Origin of the sequence: Neptuniibacter sp. QD37_6 (assembly GCF_047778085.1) — a bacterium.
GTDB lineage: Bacteria > Pseudomonadota > Gammaproteobacteria > Pseudomonadales > Balneatricaceae > Neptuniibacter.
This window is the reverse complement of record NZ_CP180550.1, coordinates 54,495-70,571: the sequence shown is the minus strand read 5'-3', so window position 1 is coordinate 70,571 and position 16,077 is coordinate 54,495. Positions and strand designations below refer to the sequence as shown.

The 16,077-nt window shown below is 44.0% G+C and carries 11 protein-coding genes; 2 read left to right on the top strand and 9 right to left on the bottom strand.

Going from position 1 to position 16,077, the window contains the following annotated elements; translation table 11 throughout:
* Nucleotides 1–187: 187 nt before the first annotated feature.
* Together ACMXYO_RS00320 and ACMXYO_RS00315 are read right to left on the bottom strand one after the other, a co-directional pair.
* Nucleotides 188–1,033, bottom strand: coding sequence for a metallophosphoesterase family protein (locus tag ACMXYO_RS00320; RefSeq protein ID WP_415886431.1), 846 nt, complete (start codon nucleotides 1,031–1,033; stop codon nucleotides 188–190).
* Between the two features lie 19 nt (nucleotides 1,034–1,052).
* A complete protein-coding gene (locus ACMXYO_RS00315) occupies nucleotides 1,053–2,423 on the bottom strand; it encodes a sodium:proline symporter (protein WP_415886430.1) in 1,371 nt (456 codons plus the stop codon).
* A gap of 251 nt (nucleotides 2,424–2,674) precedes the next feature.
* On the opposite strand from ACMXYO_RS00315, the gene ACMXYO_RS00310 reads away from it, so the two are divergent.
* The gene (locus ACMXYO_RS00310) at nucleotides 2,675–4,903 is read left to right on the top strand and encodes an EAL domain-containing protein (protein WP_415886429.1); all 2,229 of its coding nucleotides are present in this window, start codon (nucleotides 2,675–2,677) and stop codon (nucleotides 4,901–4,903) included.
* A 29-nt stretch (nucleotides 4,904–4,932) separates the two neighbouring features.
* Here ACMXYO_RS00310 and ACMXYO_RS00305 read toward each other — a convergent pair whose 3' ends face one another.
* The 7 genes from ACMXYO_RS00305 to ACMXYO_RS00275 form a co-directional block, all read right to left on the bottom strand.
* A complete protein-coding gene (locus ACMXYO_RS00305) occupies nucleotides 4,933–5,805 on the bottom strand; it encodes a diguanylate cyclase (RefSeq protein ID WP_415886428.1) in 873 nt (290 codons plus the stop codon).
* Nucleotides 5,802–10,529, bottom strand: coding sequence for a response regulator (locus tag ACMXYO_RS00300; protein WP_415886427.1), 4,728 nt, complete (start codon nucleotides 10,527–10,529; stop codon nucleotides 5,802–5,804). Before ACMXYO_RS00300 ends, ACMXYO_RS00305 begins: the two co-directional genes overlap by 4 nt.
* 202 nt (nucleotides 10,530–10,731) lie before the next feature.
* Nucleotides 10,732–11,328, bottom strand: a complete 597-nt coding sequence (locus ACMXYO_RS00295) for a DUF2799 domain-containing protein (protein WP_415886426.1) — start codon at nucleotides 11,326–11,328, stop codon at nucleotides 10,732–10,734.
* 71 nt (nucleotides 11,329–11,399) lie between these two features.
* Nucleotides 11,400–11,903, bottom strand: a complete 504-nt coding sequence (locus tag ACMXYO_RS00290) for a DsrE family protein (protein WP_415886424.1) — start codon at nucleotides 11,901–11,903, stop codon at nucleotides 11,400–11,402.
* Between the two features lie 52 nt (nucleotides 11,904–11,955).
* A complete protein-coding gene (locus ACMXYO_RS00285) occupies nucleotides 11,956–13,017 on the bottom strand; it encodes a HupE/UreJ family protein (protein WP_415886423.1) in 1,062 nt (353 codons plus the stop codon).
* Nucleotides 13,018–13,077: 60 nt separating this feature from the next.
* The gene (locus tag ACMXYO_RS00280) at nucleotides 13,078–13,413 is read right to left on the bottom strand and encodes a hypothetical protein (protein WP_415886422.1); all 336 of its coding nucleotides are present in this window, start codon (nucleotides 13,411–13,413) and stop codon (nucleotides 13,078–13,080) included.
* Between the two features lie 178 nt (nucleotides 13,414–13,591).
* On the bottom strand, nucleotides 13,592–14,209 hold the full coding sequence (locus ACMXYO_RS00275; RefSeq protein ID WP_415886421.1) for a hypothetical protein: 618 nt from the start codon (nucleotides 14,207–14,209) through the stop codon (nucleotides 13,592–13,594).
* A gap of 291 nt (nucleotides 14,210–14,500) precedes the next feature.
* On the opposite strand from ACMXYO_RS00275, the gene ACMXYO_RS00270 reads away from it, so the two are divergent.
* Nucleotides 14,501–16,069, top strand: coding sequence for an HD domain-containing phosphohydrolase (locus ACMXYO_RS00270; protein WP_415886419.1), 1,569 nt, complete (start codon nucleotides 14,501–14,503; stop codon nucleotides 16,067–16,069).
* The last annotated feature ends 8 nt before the right edge of the window (nucleotides 16,070–16,077 follow it).

Below are 16,077 nucleotides of genomic sequence, written 5' to 3'. Positions count from 1 at the left end.
TATTAGGGTTTACCCTAATCTATACCTTATATATTTCATTTGGTAAAGATAAAAATAACAGGCACAAATCAGACAAAATCTGAATAATTCAGCATAAGCCTAGGAAAACAATAGATAAGTAGTAACCCTTACAAATTTAATTGTCTTAAGAGTTACTACAAGAGAGAAGGATAAAAGGAGATATGATTCAGGTGATGAGGATAGGAGAAGGTTCGAGCGTTTGCCCACGCATTGCGCGCTCTGATTCAGGCAAAATATCTTCGCTAGGCCATAAGCCTGTCCGTAAACATTCAGCGTAAGGCGCGGCCAAATTCACTTGCTGCATATTCTCGCTAGCCTGATCCGCAGGGTAATCCAAGCGCTGCCAGCTGACCTCAATGCCCTGCGCATTTGGCGTCAGAAGCATGTACCAGACAGAAGCCGTGCCATCATTCGCCGGCATGCCGATCACACCGCTATTCAACCAATACCCCTGCCCCAATTGAGTACCAAAAGGAATACCACAGTGGCCGCCAATCACAACATCAGTACCCGCTAGATCTAACTGGGCCTGTTTATGCTCCGCTGAACTGCTGGCAAAGATAAATTCGTTGATTCGATCGACACTGCCGTGCACAACCTGAAATCGTTTACCCGCCAGCTCAAAGCTAATTTGCCGAGGCAGTTGCCCCATCCAGAGCTTATCGTCTTGAGAAACCTGTTGACTGGCGAATCGGTACCATTCGACCGAGAGTAGGGAACAAGCCGAATCTTCCGAAAAACCACAGCCACAATCAGGCGCATCCGCTGCTAAGGACTCTTCGCAGTTACCCATTACCACGGGAATACCCCAGTCACGGATTAACGCTAATGTCTCGACGGGTTCCGCGCAGTAGGCCACCAGATCCCCGGTGCAGATAACTTGCTGCGAAGAGAAGCCTAACCTGTCAACTTCCTGTTTAAGTGCTCTGGTAGCCGCTAAATTGCTGTACGGGCCGCCAAATATCAATAGCGGCCCTGTTAGTGTTCCAAGATCCATATTTCCTAGACTCACGTTTATTAAACCTAGAGCATTACGCCGGCTGCAACTGCTTTTGGCTGGCACCACCGACCAAGAACAGAGCACAACCACCAATCATCACAACCACACAGATCCAGAGTAACTTAGTGTATTTATGGGCTTCGCCCAACAAAGCCGTGTAACCTGAAGATTCCGTAAAGTAGAGCAGAGCACCGCCCATCGCCAGGATAAAACTACCTAGGTAGCTCCAAACTGGAATATCACGGCGATTAGCCCACAGGCTGAAGAAGATAACCGGTACCAAATACATCGAAGCCGTGCCGCTTACAGCTACTGCACTAAACAGATCTTTGTTGCCGACAAACACCATCACTAAGCCCATCAACATAAACAGTGCCATCACCATACGACCATTACGTAGATTCACAGGCAGAAGCTTCATATCCACAACCATCATCTTCGCCGAACTGGTCAGCGTACTATCCAAAGTAGACATGGCGGAGATAATCAAAGAGGCACTAAACAGGAACATCGGCAGCTCACCCAATAGACGCGTCAACGCCTGATTCATATCTTCCCCTGAAATCGCATTCGCGCCTGCAATCACCCCTAATGAACCAAACGCGATAATGCAGATACTGCTAATCCAAGCCGCATGGGTAAAACTACGTCTAGTCGTTTCACGATCCGCCAAGAAACCGCGGTCCATCATCACAGGATCGTGCATTGGATAGCTCCACACCTGCAGCAACGCTACGATCAATAGAATTGGGCCCGGATCACTGATTTCAAATGGTTTAAACGCAATTAGATCGGCGTTGAAGTGACCGCCACCAGCCACCAAGACTAACAACACCGCCAAGACAGCAATAAACACCATCATCTGGAAGAAGTCTGTACGCAGGGATGCCTGTAAGCCGCCAAGCATAGAGTAGATTAATGTCACAGCAGCTAACCCGATCACCGCCAATGTATAGGACTGTGTGCCTGCAGCGCCAAACAAGATGCCGATAACCAGTAGATTGGCAAACACCTCACTGACTAAACGCACACCGATAACAAAGTTGTAACAGCGACTTCCCCATTGACCAAAACGATCAATGAGAAACGCTTGAACACTCTCATACCCCTGCTCAAATCGGAGGTGATCTACAATCTTTCCTCCGGTCAAAAACGACAGATAATAAGCCGCGTAAGCTAATGTTCCCCAAATTCCGTAATAGAAGCCCAAAATGGCTGCATTCAAAAGCGAGCGTGCAAAGATCCAAGTTGTTACCTGCGAGAAAATCAGCGTTAAAAGCCCCGGCGCTAGACCTTCTGCGGTTCGGCCTTTAAAAAAACTACTTTCATGATTCACTTTGCGTGAAAGGAAAACTGAAACTAACGCTAAAGCCGATACAAGCACAATCAGCCAAATTTCCATAGGTAACTCCATTTATAGAAGGGGAAGGACGCTTGCTGAGACAGCGGCTCTTGAAAGCAGTTCCCCGTCTTTTCAAACATTCTTTAATCGTAATAGACTCTCTTGATTGTTTGATCAAATCAGATAATCCAACTGGCGGTAATGCCATACCTCGTTTATAACTAATAAAGTTCAATAAATTGATAATCAAGGAAGATTTTTAATGATCTCTGCATATACTTAGTAGTAATCCCATCGTATGAGGAAAGTCTATGTCTGATGAACTCATTGTTTTTGCCGAAGAGGAAAATAACGATTCTACTCTGGCGGCAACAAACAACAGTTCACGACCCTGGAAGGTTTTAGTCGTTGATGATGACAAAGACGTTCATGAGGTAACAAAATTCGGCTTAAAAGGTTTGGTTTTTCTAGGACAACCTTTAGAGCTACTACACGCCTATTCTGCAAAAGAAGCACAAGAAACACTCACTGAGAATAAAGATATAGCGGTCATCCTGCTTGATGTTGTAATGGAAACAGAAAGTGCAGGCTTAGATCTGGTCAAAAAGATTCGTGATGATCTGGCACTGACTAATACCCGCATAATCTTACGAACCGGTCAGCCAGGGTACGCCCCAGAAATTGAAGTCATCCTCAAATACGATATCAATGATTACAAGAATAAAGCCGATCTAACCCGTACTCGACTTTACACCAGTGTTACTGCCGCGATCCGGTCTTACTCTGAAATAACCGCTATCGACTCCAGCCGCAAAGGGTTAGAAAGAATCGTACATGCCTCAAGTGAGCTAATGTCACTACACGGTATCCGCGAATTGGCAAACGGTATTATCTGCCAATTAGCAGCGTTACTGGGTGTATCAGAAGAAGGGATGATCTGTTTCAAGAAAAACAGTAATGATGAAATAAATGCAACCGGGTCTGAATTTACGATTGTAGCTGCATCGGCTCAGCCAAGCAGCCAAAAGGAATATCCCGAAGTTATCGAAGATGCCAATATCAATGCAATGCTTTTAGAAGCCAGTAGCAAGCGCCGAAGCATTGAGAATGACTACGCTTGTGTCCTCTACTTTCCAAGTGAATTCCGTAATGACATGTTGCTGTACCTAGATATTCAGAGACCACTTGAAGGTACCGAGCATCAACTGCTCGAAGTTTTCTGCAGTAATATCTCTGTCTGTCTCGATAACGCAACCATTCTCGACCGCTTACACAATTACGCCTATTTCGATTCTTTGTTAAACATCCCTAACCGCGTCTCCTTTGCTAATCAAATCGATAAAACTATGCTTCGGCAGCTTCATCCACAACTTATTACGCTGATTGATATTGATCACTTTAGTGGCATGAATGACACCTTAGGTTCAGAGTCAGGAGATGAATTACTTAAACTGGTTGCAAATCGCCTCAGTGCAAACCTAGCTGAGGGCTCGTTTATCTGCCGTATTTCTGGCGATACCTTTGGTGTTATGGGACCAGAAAATAGCTTTACCGTTGAACAGATCAACGAGATGCTGACCAAACCGTTTGAGTTATTCGGAGATGACCTCACTATCTCCATCACACAAGGCTGCTACATCCTTAAAGATGCCAATATCAGCGGTAATAATGCAATCAAGCGTGCAAATATAGCCTTAAAACGTGCTAAAGATATTGCTCGTGGAGAGTTTATTGAATACACCCACGAGATTGAGCGTGAAACACAACAACGTATGCTCTTGCTACAAGGGTTACGTAAAGCGCATAGCGAGGGCGAACTATTCCTCGCTTACCAGCCGCAAATTGATCTTCGTACCGGAAAAATCAGCGGCTTAGAAGCGCTTATCCGCTGGCGTACCAAAAGCGGCGCTCTGATTTCTCCAGTCGAATTTATCCCTGTTGCCGAAAGCTCTGGACTGATCGTCCCGATCGGTGAATGGGTCATGGACACCGCGATGCGTGATCTGGAGATCATCGAGAAGAAGTACGGTTTGGGTCTTCAGGTAGGCATCAATATTTCGCCTGCTCAATTCCGTCACCCTGACTTTTTAAAGCTGATAAAAAGTAAGTTGGATAACTTTTCACTTAAACCGCAGCAAGTGGAGTTCGAGGTAACAGAATCTGTGGCCATGATAGACACCAATAGTGTGCGTGAGATATTGCAGGTAATTCACGATCTTGGCGCGAAAGTCGCGATTGATGATTTTGGCACCGGATTTTCATGCCTCAGTTATCTAGAAACCCTTAACTTTGATCGTCTAAAAATTGATAAATCGTTTATCGATAAAATGCTGGATAAGCAGAAAGGTACGCATATACCTGAGATGATTATTAACTTAGGTCGCGACCTTGATATGGCGGTTATCGCAGAGGGTGTAGAAACTGTTGAGCAAGTAGAACGCTTAAAAGAACTACTATGTTTCGAAGTCCAAGGTTATCACTATGCTAAACCTATGGAGTTAGAGCTACTTTGTAACTGGTTAGATGAGCATTTGAACTAGTAGGACCACTAGCTCAGATTATTGGGTAATTACTCACTGACCACGCGATTCCGGCCTTCATCTTTCGCTCTATATAGCGCCTTATCCGCACGATCTAACAATTGTTCGATACTCTCACCCGGGTAGAATTGCACCACACCAATACTGACGGTTATATCCAACCCTTCAGGTTTCAATTGTTCTACTTGCTTGCGAATCTCTTCAGACTTTTCCTTGCCTGATTCAAGGTCACAGTGCCCTAGCAAGATAACAAACTCCTCTCCACCAAAACGCGCAGGAATATCATCTTTACGACAAGTATTTCCTAGGAGTTCACCAAGCTCACGCAGCACTTTATCGCCAACCAAATGGCCATGGGTATCATTTACCTGTTTGAAGTAATCAAGGTCGAGCAACATGACACTGAGAGGATCACTATGTCGTTCTGTATGTGCTAAACGCTGTTCCGCAGTTTCTAAGAGGTAATAGCGATTGTAGAGGCCTGTCAGTTGGTCCTTCAATGCGATCTCTTTTAGTAGATCTCGCTGCTGCTTCAACGTTACATGCGTATTCACTCGCGCGAGCACAATCGATGGACGAACCGGTTTGGCAATATAATCCACCGCACCCAGTTGCAAACCAAGCTCTTCATTACGATCAGCATCTCGAGCAGTCACAAAAATGATAGGGATATCTTGAGTATGAGGCTGGCCTTGAAGCTTTTGACATACTTCGTAGCCGCCCATATCAGGCATCTCGATATCTAACAGGATAAGATCAGGTAAGGGGTCAGCAACCGCAAGCTTGAGGCAATCATTCCCCCCAGTCGCAACCTTAATCCGGTAATGATCCTTTAAGCAGTTTGCCAAGACTTTAATATTTGAAGGCACATCGTCTACGATTAAAACGACAGGCTTGCTCATGTCTTGTCGACTCCGTCCGAAAGCTCTGGTTGAATACCGAGCGCTTCTTCCAATATAGCCAAGCTATCCTCAGCAGCTTCAAAATCAAATGCTGATAATCTAGCATGCAGCTGTTCTAACGGCTCCTTCAATTCCAAACCGCTCGCGCTCTTCCATAAGTCATCATACTCTGTGGTATCGATATAGCTACCTAAATTAACGGCTTCCCGAATCGAAATAATTTTCTCTTTTACTTCGTCCTCAGTGAGACCTACTTGCAGAGGCTCTATTTTTTGCGAGGTGTACTCTGCAAAACAGGCTTTAACCTCATCATAAGCCTGCAAAAAGTCAGGCATTACTTGTAAAGCACCATCCCCATCATCAGCCTTAGCTAATTTTTCCAACTTAGCAGCTTGGGCCTGCAGGGCTATTGCTGAAAGGTTAGCAGCCATACCTTTTACTGCATGCGCTGATTTACCTGCCGCTGCCCAATCAGACTTACCTATATATGATTTAATGTTGTCTATTATAGGATCAGCATCGACCGCGAATATCTCTAATAATGGAGCAATCAATTCCTCTTTGCCCATCATCCTAGCGATAGCATCCTGCTTGTCCCAAACCGCAACAGAAATCTCTTCCTTTTTTTCAACTTCCTCAGGTTGTGAAACCGTCTCAGCAATCCCTAAGAAACGTTGTAACACCTGATTAAGTGCAACAGGGGAGACCGGCTTACTGAGGTAATCATCCATACCTGCAGCCAGACACTTCTCCCTATCCCCTGCCATAGCATTCGCTGTCATCGCAATAATTGGGATCGTGATATTTTTCTGCTTAGCTTTGCCTGCCCTAATTTGCTGTGTGGCTTCATATCCATCCATCTCTGGCATCTGGCAGTCCATCAACACTAAATCATAAGGGCAGTTATTTTCTAATGCAGCATTTAGACTCTGTAACGCCTCTATACCATTACCAGCCATATCAGCGGTGAGGCCTAACTCTTGTAGAATCCCTTGTACCACCAGCTGATTAATCTGATTATCTTCAACCACTAGAATACGTTTCTCACCTAAAGTGGGATGCCCTTCAATCGAAAGATCTTTTAGATAATGACTAGTGATGAGCGGTGAGGCGTTATTCAATGCTTCACCACCACTTGCAACCACTTGGAGAGCATCGAAGATATCTGACGTTGTCGCAGGCTTAGGGAAGTAACCACTAAACCCTATATCAGCGAAACGCTTAGCATCGCCACGATGAGCCATTGAGGTCATAAGAATGAGTTTGGCGGAACTGAATCGATCATCAGCTTTAAGTACCCGCCCTAACTCTGCACCATCCATACCCGGCATCTGCATATCCATAAAGACAACATCAAAGCAAGCCGTTGAAGACTCGTAAAATTCCTCACAGCGAGCAATCGCTTCATGTCCGTCTTCTGCTTCCACAACCTTCGCTCCCCAATGCAATAACTGTGCAGACAGCACTTCGCGATTAGTTTTGTTGTCATCTACAACTAAGATATCGAGGTTCTCTATACCAGTGTAGGGAACAACCGCTTCGGCTTGTTCACTCGCTTCCAGATAAACGCTAAAGATAAACTCGCTTCCTTGGCCAACAGTGCTCTGTACCGATATTTCTCCACCCATCAGTTCACATAACTTTTTACAGATAGCGAGCCCCAACCCAGAACCACCATATTCACGAGTAGTAGAGGCATCTACCTGGCTAAAGGATTCAAACAGTTCGGGCAATTTTCCGGGTAGAATTCCTATTCCCGTATCCTTAATACGGCAATCTAAACGCAACCTATCGCCTTGATGTTGCAACTGTGACTGGATAACCACCTCACCTTCACTTGTGAATTTGATGGCATTTCCCACTAAATTAATCAATACCTGACGCAAACGCCCTGGATCACCTTTGACCATAGATGTCTCAACGCCGGTCAGGTCAAGAATAAGTTCTAAACCTTTATCTTGTGCTTGCAGTGCCATAGCTTCTGCAAATTCACCAAACATACCGCGCAAGTTGAAGTCGATACATTCCAGTTCTAGCTTACCTGCATCCACTTTGGAGAAATCTAAAATATCGTTAATCAATGCCAGCAGGGAATTAGCACTGGTTTGCGCTACTACCGCACGATGGCGCTGATCGTCGGTCAGAGGCGTGTTCAGCAATAGTCCCAACATACCAAGTACGCCATTCATCGGTGTACGAATCTCATGGCTCATATTGGCTAAGAATTCACTCTTCGCGATATTGGCTTGTTCTGCCTCATCTTTCAGCGCGATTAGGCTCTGTTCCATCTCACGCTCAACGGTTACATCCAGATTGGTGCCGATCATTTTTAAGGAACGTCCTTGATCATCCACCATATGTGCAGCTGTCGCTTTCACATATTTAATTGAACCATCGGGGAACCTAAGTCTAAATTCACAGTGCCAATCATGCTGTCCTCTGACCGCTTCTTTAAGAGAACCTTCAGCCATTTCAATATCTTCTGGGCAAACGCGCTCACGCCAATAATCAAAATAGAGATTGTTATTGATAACGTCTTCCGGAACTTGATAGATCTTCAGCATCTGATCATCCCACTGAAGTTCATTAGAGATCAGGTCCCACTCCCAAATACCTAAACCAGAGGATTCCACCGCCACATCCACACGACTCAGAGCATCTTCAAGTTTCCCCTGCATATCTTCAGCTAGGTCCAATGCTTTAATCAAACCTTGTTCTGCATCTACTCGGGTTGAAACATCTCGGAAAGACCACACACGGCCGACAGCATTATCCTCAACATACATTGGAATCGAAGATTGTTCGTATGTTCGACCATCTTTCAGACTCAAACTAGTGAAATGAGAGCGACCCTCAGAATTGATGAGACCTTTTACATTTCGTGCAGCCTCATCAGCATTGTTCAGCTGCCTTAAAATAGTACCAAGCACACGTGAGTGTTCATTAAACTCTTCAGGCAATCCCCATAGTTCAGCAAAACGCTTGTTGTAACGAATAACACTGCCATCATTCTTAGTTACCAAAATCCCGTTATCCGTGGACTCTAAAATCGATGCCTGTATGGTCAACGCCTCAGTAATTTCCAGCTCCATCTGCTTACGCTTAGTGATATCACTTCGAATGGCTACATAACTCAGGGGGTTACCCGCATCATCTTTAAAAGGAACAATAGTTGTCTCAACCCAATAAATCCCCCCCTGTTTATTGCGATTTCGGATCTCTCCTTTCCATACTTTTCCTGAAGCAATCGTACGGTAGAGTTCGATAAAGAATTCCCGAGGATGATAACCAGAATTAAGAATACGATGATTCTGCCCGATCAATTCCTCTCGGGTAAAACCACTAATTTGAGAAAACTTTTCATTAGCATAAGTAATGGTGCCCCTTAAATCAGTGACCGCGACTATAGAATGCTGATCTAAAGCAAACTTCTGTTCCCCCAGCTCCAGCAACGCCTGATTTGCTCGCTCGGCACTTCGCCTCAGCTCAGCTTCATGCTGTTTCCGCGTCTCCAACATCATATTAAACGCATCAGCCAACTGAGCCGTTTCGATATTATTGGCATTAACCTCAACTTGTTCTGCATTTCCTACAGAGGCTTCCCGACTGGCATAGGCTAAGGTAATGAGAGGCCTACTTATTCGCCCTGCAATGCCAAACCCTATTAGCAAAACTATACAAGCTGTTACAAGACACAAGACCAGAGTAACTTGCCCCAACCAGTGAGACGCTTTTAAAGCGATATCTTGATCAACTTCACTAACCAAAATCCAACGGATATTTTCAAGCACGATCACATCATGCATACCAATAACCGGTACTCCATTAGGACCTATATAGTTCAAAGCATGCTGAATAGAATTCTGATCCGTATTCGCCACCGCATGTAGGTACATCTCTGTCTCTACTCGACGCTTCAGTACTTCATCTCGATTGTTGCCGATGGGTGTGATTAAAATGCCATTAATATTCATCAAGTAGTGAAGATGCTGCTCGTTCTCATCTACAGCAACATCAAGTAGATCAAAAACTCGGTCAAATCGTAGCTGAATGGCAAAGACACCTATAGTTTTGCCATTTTCATCATTAATTGGAGCAGTTAAGAAACCAGCAAAGGCATCATTGGAAGGTGCATATACTTCCATACCAGAAAACGAGACATTGCCACTACGAAGGGTATTTTTAACACTGTAGGCAAATTTTGTTCTGCTGAAAGGTCCCCGCTGAAGACTTGTGCCCAAATCATTTTCTTGAGCTACAGAAAATAGGATATTGCCGCGGCTATCGATCAAAAACAGATCGGATATATAATCATAACGGCGACTAAAACTGACTAAATCAGCTTTGTGCTTGTCTACTCGTTGAGACCAATCCTCACTATAAACATAATCTTTGGCACTTAGCCCACTTTGTTGTATTCCATTTGAGAGAGAGGACAGCATGGAAACTGTGTCGTGGGATTCTGCTTTAAATCTAAGATCAACCACACGATAGTCGAACCAATTTCGAATTGAGCGAATCGTCACTAGGGAAGATTGACGGAGCTTTTCCTCAGCGGCCACCAGCAAACTATCTTTAGCTTGTTGATAACTTAACCAAGAGACGAAAGCTAAGGGGATAAGCGCTAACAAGGTCATCCAGACCATGAGTTTTACACGCAGTGAAACCTTGCGACCAGTATCAGGATTAGGTACGGAAGCCTCAGCTACCTCTTCCCTCTTCATACAGAGTACGTCCTTTGTCTAGTTTAAGCAGATCAATTGCTGACGGAATTATAAAACCGATCAATATCAACGACCTGCTAAAGAATTCCATTCCTTAAAGCATAGCCTAATTTAGCTTTTCGACAGGATATTTTCGTCCCTTTATCGACCAAAGACTTTATTTAAGATTGATGTCCTAAAAAAACCTGTAGGCTGATCGCACTTAAAGTAATTTTTGCAATGCTGTTTTTTCTCGTTGCAGTTGTAACTCCATACGAAAAAGCTCTGTTTTTAAGTTGGGTAAGCGTTGCTCCATATCCTTAAGGTCACCCAAAAGGCGTTGACGTTCACTACGACTTTTACCCTCTGCCACCAACTTAGCTTCTGTTTTGATAATCTGATCTTTTAATTTGGTTTGCTCAGCCTTATTTTTGCGAATATCAGCTTCCAGTGATTTGACCGCTTTTTCTTGCTGGTAAACCTCTCGACCCTGTTGGTATTTAGCTACGAAAGCGCCCTCTAATTCAGCTGGGCAAACATAAGAATATTCTGTACCTTGGCGACCTAAACGATAGGCATTGTCAGGCTGACAATAACTTTTCAGCCCCTCGTTTCGCCCTTTAAGGTAATCCTCAAGGTTAAGGCTCACTTTATATTCAGCGCAGGCAGATTGGTGTTCAGCCAGATAAGCTTCTGCTTTGCCCTGCAAACCATCTCTATAACCGATTCCTTGCCAGTCCCCAGTAAGGCACTCTTCTTGGCTTAAACTGGCACAGCCTGACAAAACCACAAACAACGATGCCAATATCAATGTACGCATAACAGACAAACCTTCGAAGAAATAAACAAACTTAACTCACTCAAGCTGAACACAAAACGACTGATACTAAGTTAAAAGACCGGTACTAACTTGTAACCCTGAGTCTGCCAGCCGATCAAGGAGATAAACCCGTCAGCAACTACCTCTAGCTCTTTCGGTAGTTTCTCATTATCAACATCGAAAACATCGGTAGCGATAGCGCATATCTCTATACGGACATTCCGCTGAGCCAAAGCCTTAATGCTCTTCTGTATCGAATCGAATGACTCCTCATATTCGAACGCCAATTCCGGTTTAGCGTCTTTACTTAAAAACTGCACAGTTGGACCAATCACAACTACAACGATTTCTGGCTCAACACCTTGGCGCTTAAAACCATCGTAAGTTCCCACAATTAAGTCCATGTAGAACGCGGTGGTTTTAGCCGTTTTGAAATCAATTAAAAACACGCCTTTGGCTTTTTCTATTCCTTTGAGTGCAGCGGAATCATTATATTTTTGCTCTGCATGTACCCCTTGCAAAGGAACCATGCACAGCCAAACCAGCAAAGGTAATCCCGATATTAACTTACGCATATACCCCTCTCTTATAGAAAAAAGCCGGAGTGTGAGTACTCCGGCTTTAGCGTTACTGCATTAGCAGATATTCACCACGAAAATTCAAAGTAATGGTTACAGGATTTTCTCCAGTATTTTTCCAGTACCAACCATGAGTCCCTGCAAACGGCGTCCTTACAGCTCCTGACGCTTTATTGTCAGTGCCTATCTCATAGCTTTGAAAGAAACCAGTTGTATCTCCAGCGGGCTCACCATGAAAATCAAAATACAGAGGGCCATCGCTCACCCACTCATACTCCAAAGGCTTATCTTTGCCCTGAAGCAGTTTGTATTCTTTGTAACCTTGAGCAGGAATAGTAATCACCAATGAATCCTGCCATTTATTATCCGCTTGAGACACAACTGCACTTATTTCTGTGACAGCTACACCCTGCTTATTCTCTTCAGCATGAGAATAACTATGCAATTGCATTAAGCACAACAAGCCACCAAATATGACTAGACCTGCATTAGTGAGCTTTGCAAACGCCTGAAATGGCGCACGATGGCGCACGAGATTGAGCAGTATAAGCATGACACCTAAAGCTATTAATTGCCCCAATTCGATGCCGAGGTTAAACGTCACTATGTTCAGTAATAAACTATCCGCTTGTAGAGGTAGCTCTTGCAACCTTGATGACAAACCGAAACCATGAATTAACCCGAGTACAGTCACCATAAGCAACATATTCGGCGCATGCACGCCTAAAAGACGCTGAAACCCATCCAAATTAGCAAAAGCGATGTAGCAGACACTTAAGGCAATGATCGCATCAATCAGGTAGTAGTTAATCTGAATAGCTTGATAGGTCGCAAAGATCAGCGTGACACTATGTCCTACTGTAAAAGCGGTAATATATTTGGCAATATCCGTGAAGCTGCGTAACAAAAAAACAATGCCGAATACAAAGGCTAAATGGTCATAACCGGACAACATATGTGTTGCCCCTAACCATAAGTAACTTAAATTCCCCCCTTCGATAATGGCTTGCTTTTCAGCTTCAGACATTCCGTGCGCCAAAACCATTGGCGACATAATAAACATAACCAAGCTCAGTGCGATCAGGACGAGCTGGTTCAAACGTAAACTCATTTTTTATCCTCAAATAAAACAGATAAATATCTACTTAGATATGCTTTTATTCATTAAGTATCACGCTTGCAAAGGGGGCGCTCGGGGCGGCGGTAACGTTGTATATAAATGGGATTTTAAATAGGGCTGTACATAACAATAGAGACGGAAGGGTTTACTCGCGATCAGCATTATCAGAATAATACTGACACCGAAGAGCAGTAAATCTATTGAGATGCTTTTCAGCAGCAATAATTGCGAAAACTCTAACTCTGCAGCTGGCTTCTGATGTTCTTTACCTGAAAAGCTATATATTTCATGAGCATGACTATGCTCTACACCATCATGAGAGTGATGATCACTTTCGCCAAGATGAAGATGTAACACTGACGATTGCACGCTTAACAAAGTGAGCATGAGCAATGCTGAAATTATTATCCCTAGTAGAGACTGACGGCAATTAGAAGCTTGATTCATCTTCAGAATAGTATGTTTTCTCTAATATAAAGCAACGCTTAAAAGGTGGTACATGGAGCTTCTATCAGGCTATACAAGAGCCTAAACTGCTATCGGAGCTTAGGCACTGAGGAAAAACTTAACGAATAATCAGATCAGGCAACCAGCGTTTAGTACGGTCGATCTCATCACGTTCACCTTCGTTCATCGGAGGAATATTAAGATCATCTGGTGGTGATGCCAGCACATTCAAATCGACGGCTTGCGCTTCGCCTCGAATTTCATCGCCCTCAACTGTCATGTGATAGTAGATACCGTTCCAGAAGTTTGCACCAAACTCCTCTTTTTTCTTAAACATGAACAAAAGATCATGGGACAACCAGCTGAGATCGTCTTGTGTGACCGTATTAGGTTGTTTATACGGATACGCCAAATGGCACCATAATTCGGGACCTTCTAGACACTTCATCTCTTTCATTGAGAGAAAATAATCACGAAATTTATCGTGATCCATATGCAGTTCGTAGTGGCTGCCAGACTCACCTGGCTTAAAGCTCACCGTCCCCACAACGATGGGGTGGCCTTTTTTATCCACTAATAGGATATCTTTTTTCCCGTCTAATGGCGAAGCGAGCAAGCCTCCTGACATAAGCAAGCAACTGGCTGATAGCCCCATTAACCCTTTCCGAACACGACCCAACATACTTACCTCCCCACCGGTAATGTTGATAAGCCTACGAATAATAGCTGTACGCATTTGATGTCAGTTTTACTCGGAGGTTCCTTTAGATCTCAGTTTATTCAGCATCTACTGATTAACCATGATACTTGGGTACTGATTTCAGCCACGGACATGAATTAAAAAATTTATGCTTATTAACGCAAAAACAAACTGATTGTTTTTTGTTCACAATTCAGTATGGATGAGGGTAGTATGCAAGAAAAGGTAAATTCATCCGACATAGCAATCGAGCCTATCCTATTATTAGGTATGGGCTACACTTACTCAGGGTAAGGCACCACCTATTAGTAGTAGCAGGAAGATGCGATGACCAACACTTTACTTTTCGCCGCTGAAGATTCGTCAGTTCCAGATAAAGGAATATCGCCTTGGAAAGTGCTGATTGTAGATGATGAAGAGGGCGTGCATCGTGTTACTCGCCTTGTTCTAAAAAACGTTACTTTTGACAACCGTCCCATCGAATTACTTGAAGCCCAATCAGCAATAGAAGCCCGTAAACTCTGCGAACAGCATGGTACCGATATTGCCTTGGCTTTGGTTGACGTTGTAATGGAAACCGATGACGCAGGCTTGAAGCTGGTACGAACCATTAGGGAAGAGTTCGCCAACCATATGACACGCATCGTTCTGCGAACAGGCCAACCAGGCCAAGCACCGGAAGAACAGGTTATCCAAGAATATGATATCAATGACTACAAAGATAAAACTGAGCTAACTGGGACTAAGCTTAAAACCCTGATTTACTCATCCCTTCGCTCCTACCGCGATATCAAAACAATTGATCGCCAACGTAAATCACTGGAAACCGTGATCCACGCGATAGGTCAGATCAATCAAGTGAACTCTCTCAGCACTCTAGCTTCTGCAATTCTAAACCAACTGATTTCGCTGCTAAATTTTGAGCCGGATTCAATCTATTGCTGTACTCGTCGTATCTATCGAGACACCACTCAATTTACAGTTCTTGCGGCTACAGGGGCGTTAGAACCTCTCCTGCAGGAAGCAGCAGCTCAGAATGATATCAATTCTGCGATGACTCAATATGATGAGGAGGAGTTACCCGAAGAGTTACAAAAAGTCTTTAGCCAAGCATTAAGAGAGAAGCGTTCAATTCATACTTATGATGGCTATATTGCGTACCACTCGGGTATTTCGGGTACAGAAAGTCTGCTTTATGTAAAACACCATAATGATATTGATGAGCATGCTAAATACTTACTGGAAATATTCAGTGCTGATGTAATCGCAACGTACCACACCCTATTACTGAAAGAAGAAATTCAGGATTCTCAAGCTGAGCTCATCTACATCCTAGGGGAAGCGGTTGAGAAGCGATCGAAGGAAACCGGCGGACATGTTAAACGTGTAGCTGAAATATCCGCTCTGCTTGCAGAGCTATACGGCACAAACCAAATGTTTGTAGAAAATATGCGTTTAGCCTCACCTCTACATGACCTAGGTAAGATTGCTATTCCAGATGCTGTACTGAACAAACCAGGCAAGCTCGACTCTGATGAATGGCAGGTGATGCAGACTCATGCTGAGATCGGTGAAACTATGCTAAGTCGCTCAGAAAAGCCTATATTTCAATTAGCTGCTCGCATTGCAGGCACCCACCACGAAAAATGGGATGGTACAGGTTACCCAAGAGGATTGGCCGGTGATCAGATTCCTCTCTCTGGCAGAATAACCGCTATTGCTGATGTATTCGATGCTCTCAATAGCAAACGTTGTTACAAAGAAGGCTGGCCTTTAGAGGAAACGTTAGCACTACTGGAGGAACAAAGCGGTAAACAGTTTGATCCTCAGCTAATTACAATATTCCAAAAAAACTTGGATGCGATTTTGCAAATTTGTGAACGCTTCCCTGATTGACGGATGCC

Bases quoted from the DNA above. Each gene is read 5' to 3' on its own strand.
- ACMXYO_RS00315 (WP_415886430.1), bottom strand. From the start codon at position 2,423: ATGGAAATTTGGCTGATTGTGCTTGTATCGGCTTTAGCGTTAGTTTCA.
- ACMXYO_RS00310 (WP_415886429.1), top strand. From the start codon at position 2,675: ATGTCTGATGAACTCATTGTTTTTGCCGAAGAGGAAAATAACGATTCT.
- ACMXYO_RS00305 (WP_415886428.1), bottom strand. From the start codon at position 5,805: ATGAGCAAGCCTGTCGTTTTAATCGTAGACGATGTGCCTTCAAATATT.
- ACMXYO_RS00300 (WP_415886427.1), bottom strand. From the start codon at position 10,529: ATGAAGAGGGAAGAGGTAGCTGAGGCTTCCGTACCTAATCCTGATACT.
- ACMXYO_RS00295 (WP_415886426.1), bottom strand. From the start codon at position 11,328: ATGCGTACATTGATATTGGCATCGTTGTTTGTGGTTTTGTCAGGCTGT.
- ACMXYO_RS00290 (WP_415886424.1), bottom strand. From the start codon at position 11,903: ATGCGTAAGTTAATATCGGGATTACCTTTGCTGGTTTGGCTGTGCATG.
- ACMXYO_RS00285 (WP_415886423.1), bottom strand. From the start codon at position 13,017: ATGAGTTTACGTTTGAACCAGCTCGTCCTGATCGCACTGAGCTTGGTT.
- ACMXYO_RS00280 (WP_415886422.1), bottom strand. From the start codon at position 13,413: ATGCTCACTTTGTTAAGCGTGCAATCGTCAGTGTTACATCTTCATCTT.
- ACMXYO_RS00275 (WP_415886421.1), bottom strand. From the start codon at position 14,209: ATGCGTACAGCTATTATTCGTAGGCTTATCAACATTACCGGTGGGGAG.
- ACMXYO_RS00270 (WP_415886419.1), top strand. From the start codon at position 14,501: ATGACCAACACTTTACTTTTCGCCGCTGAAGATTCGTCAGTTCCAGAT.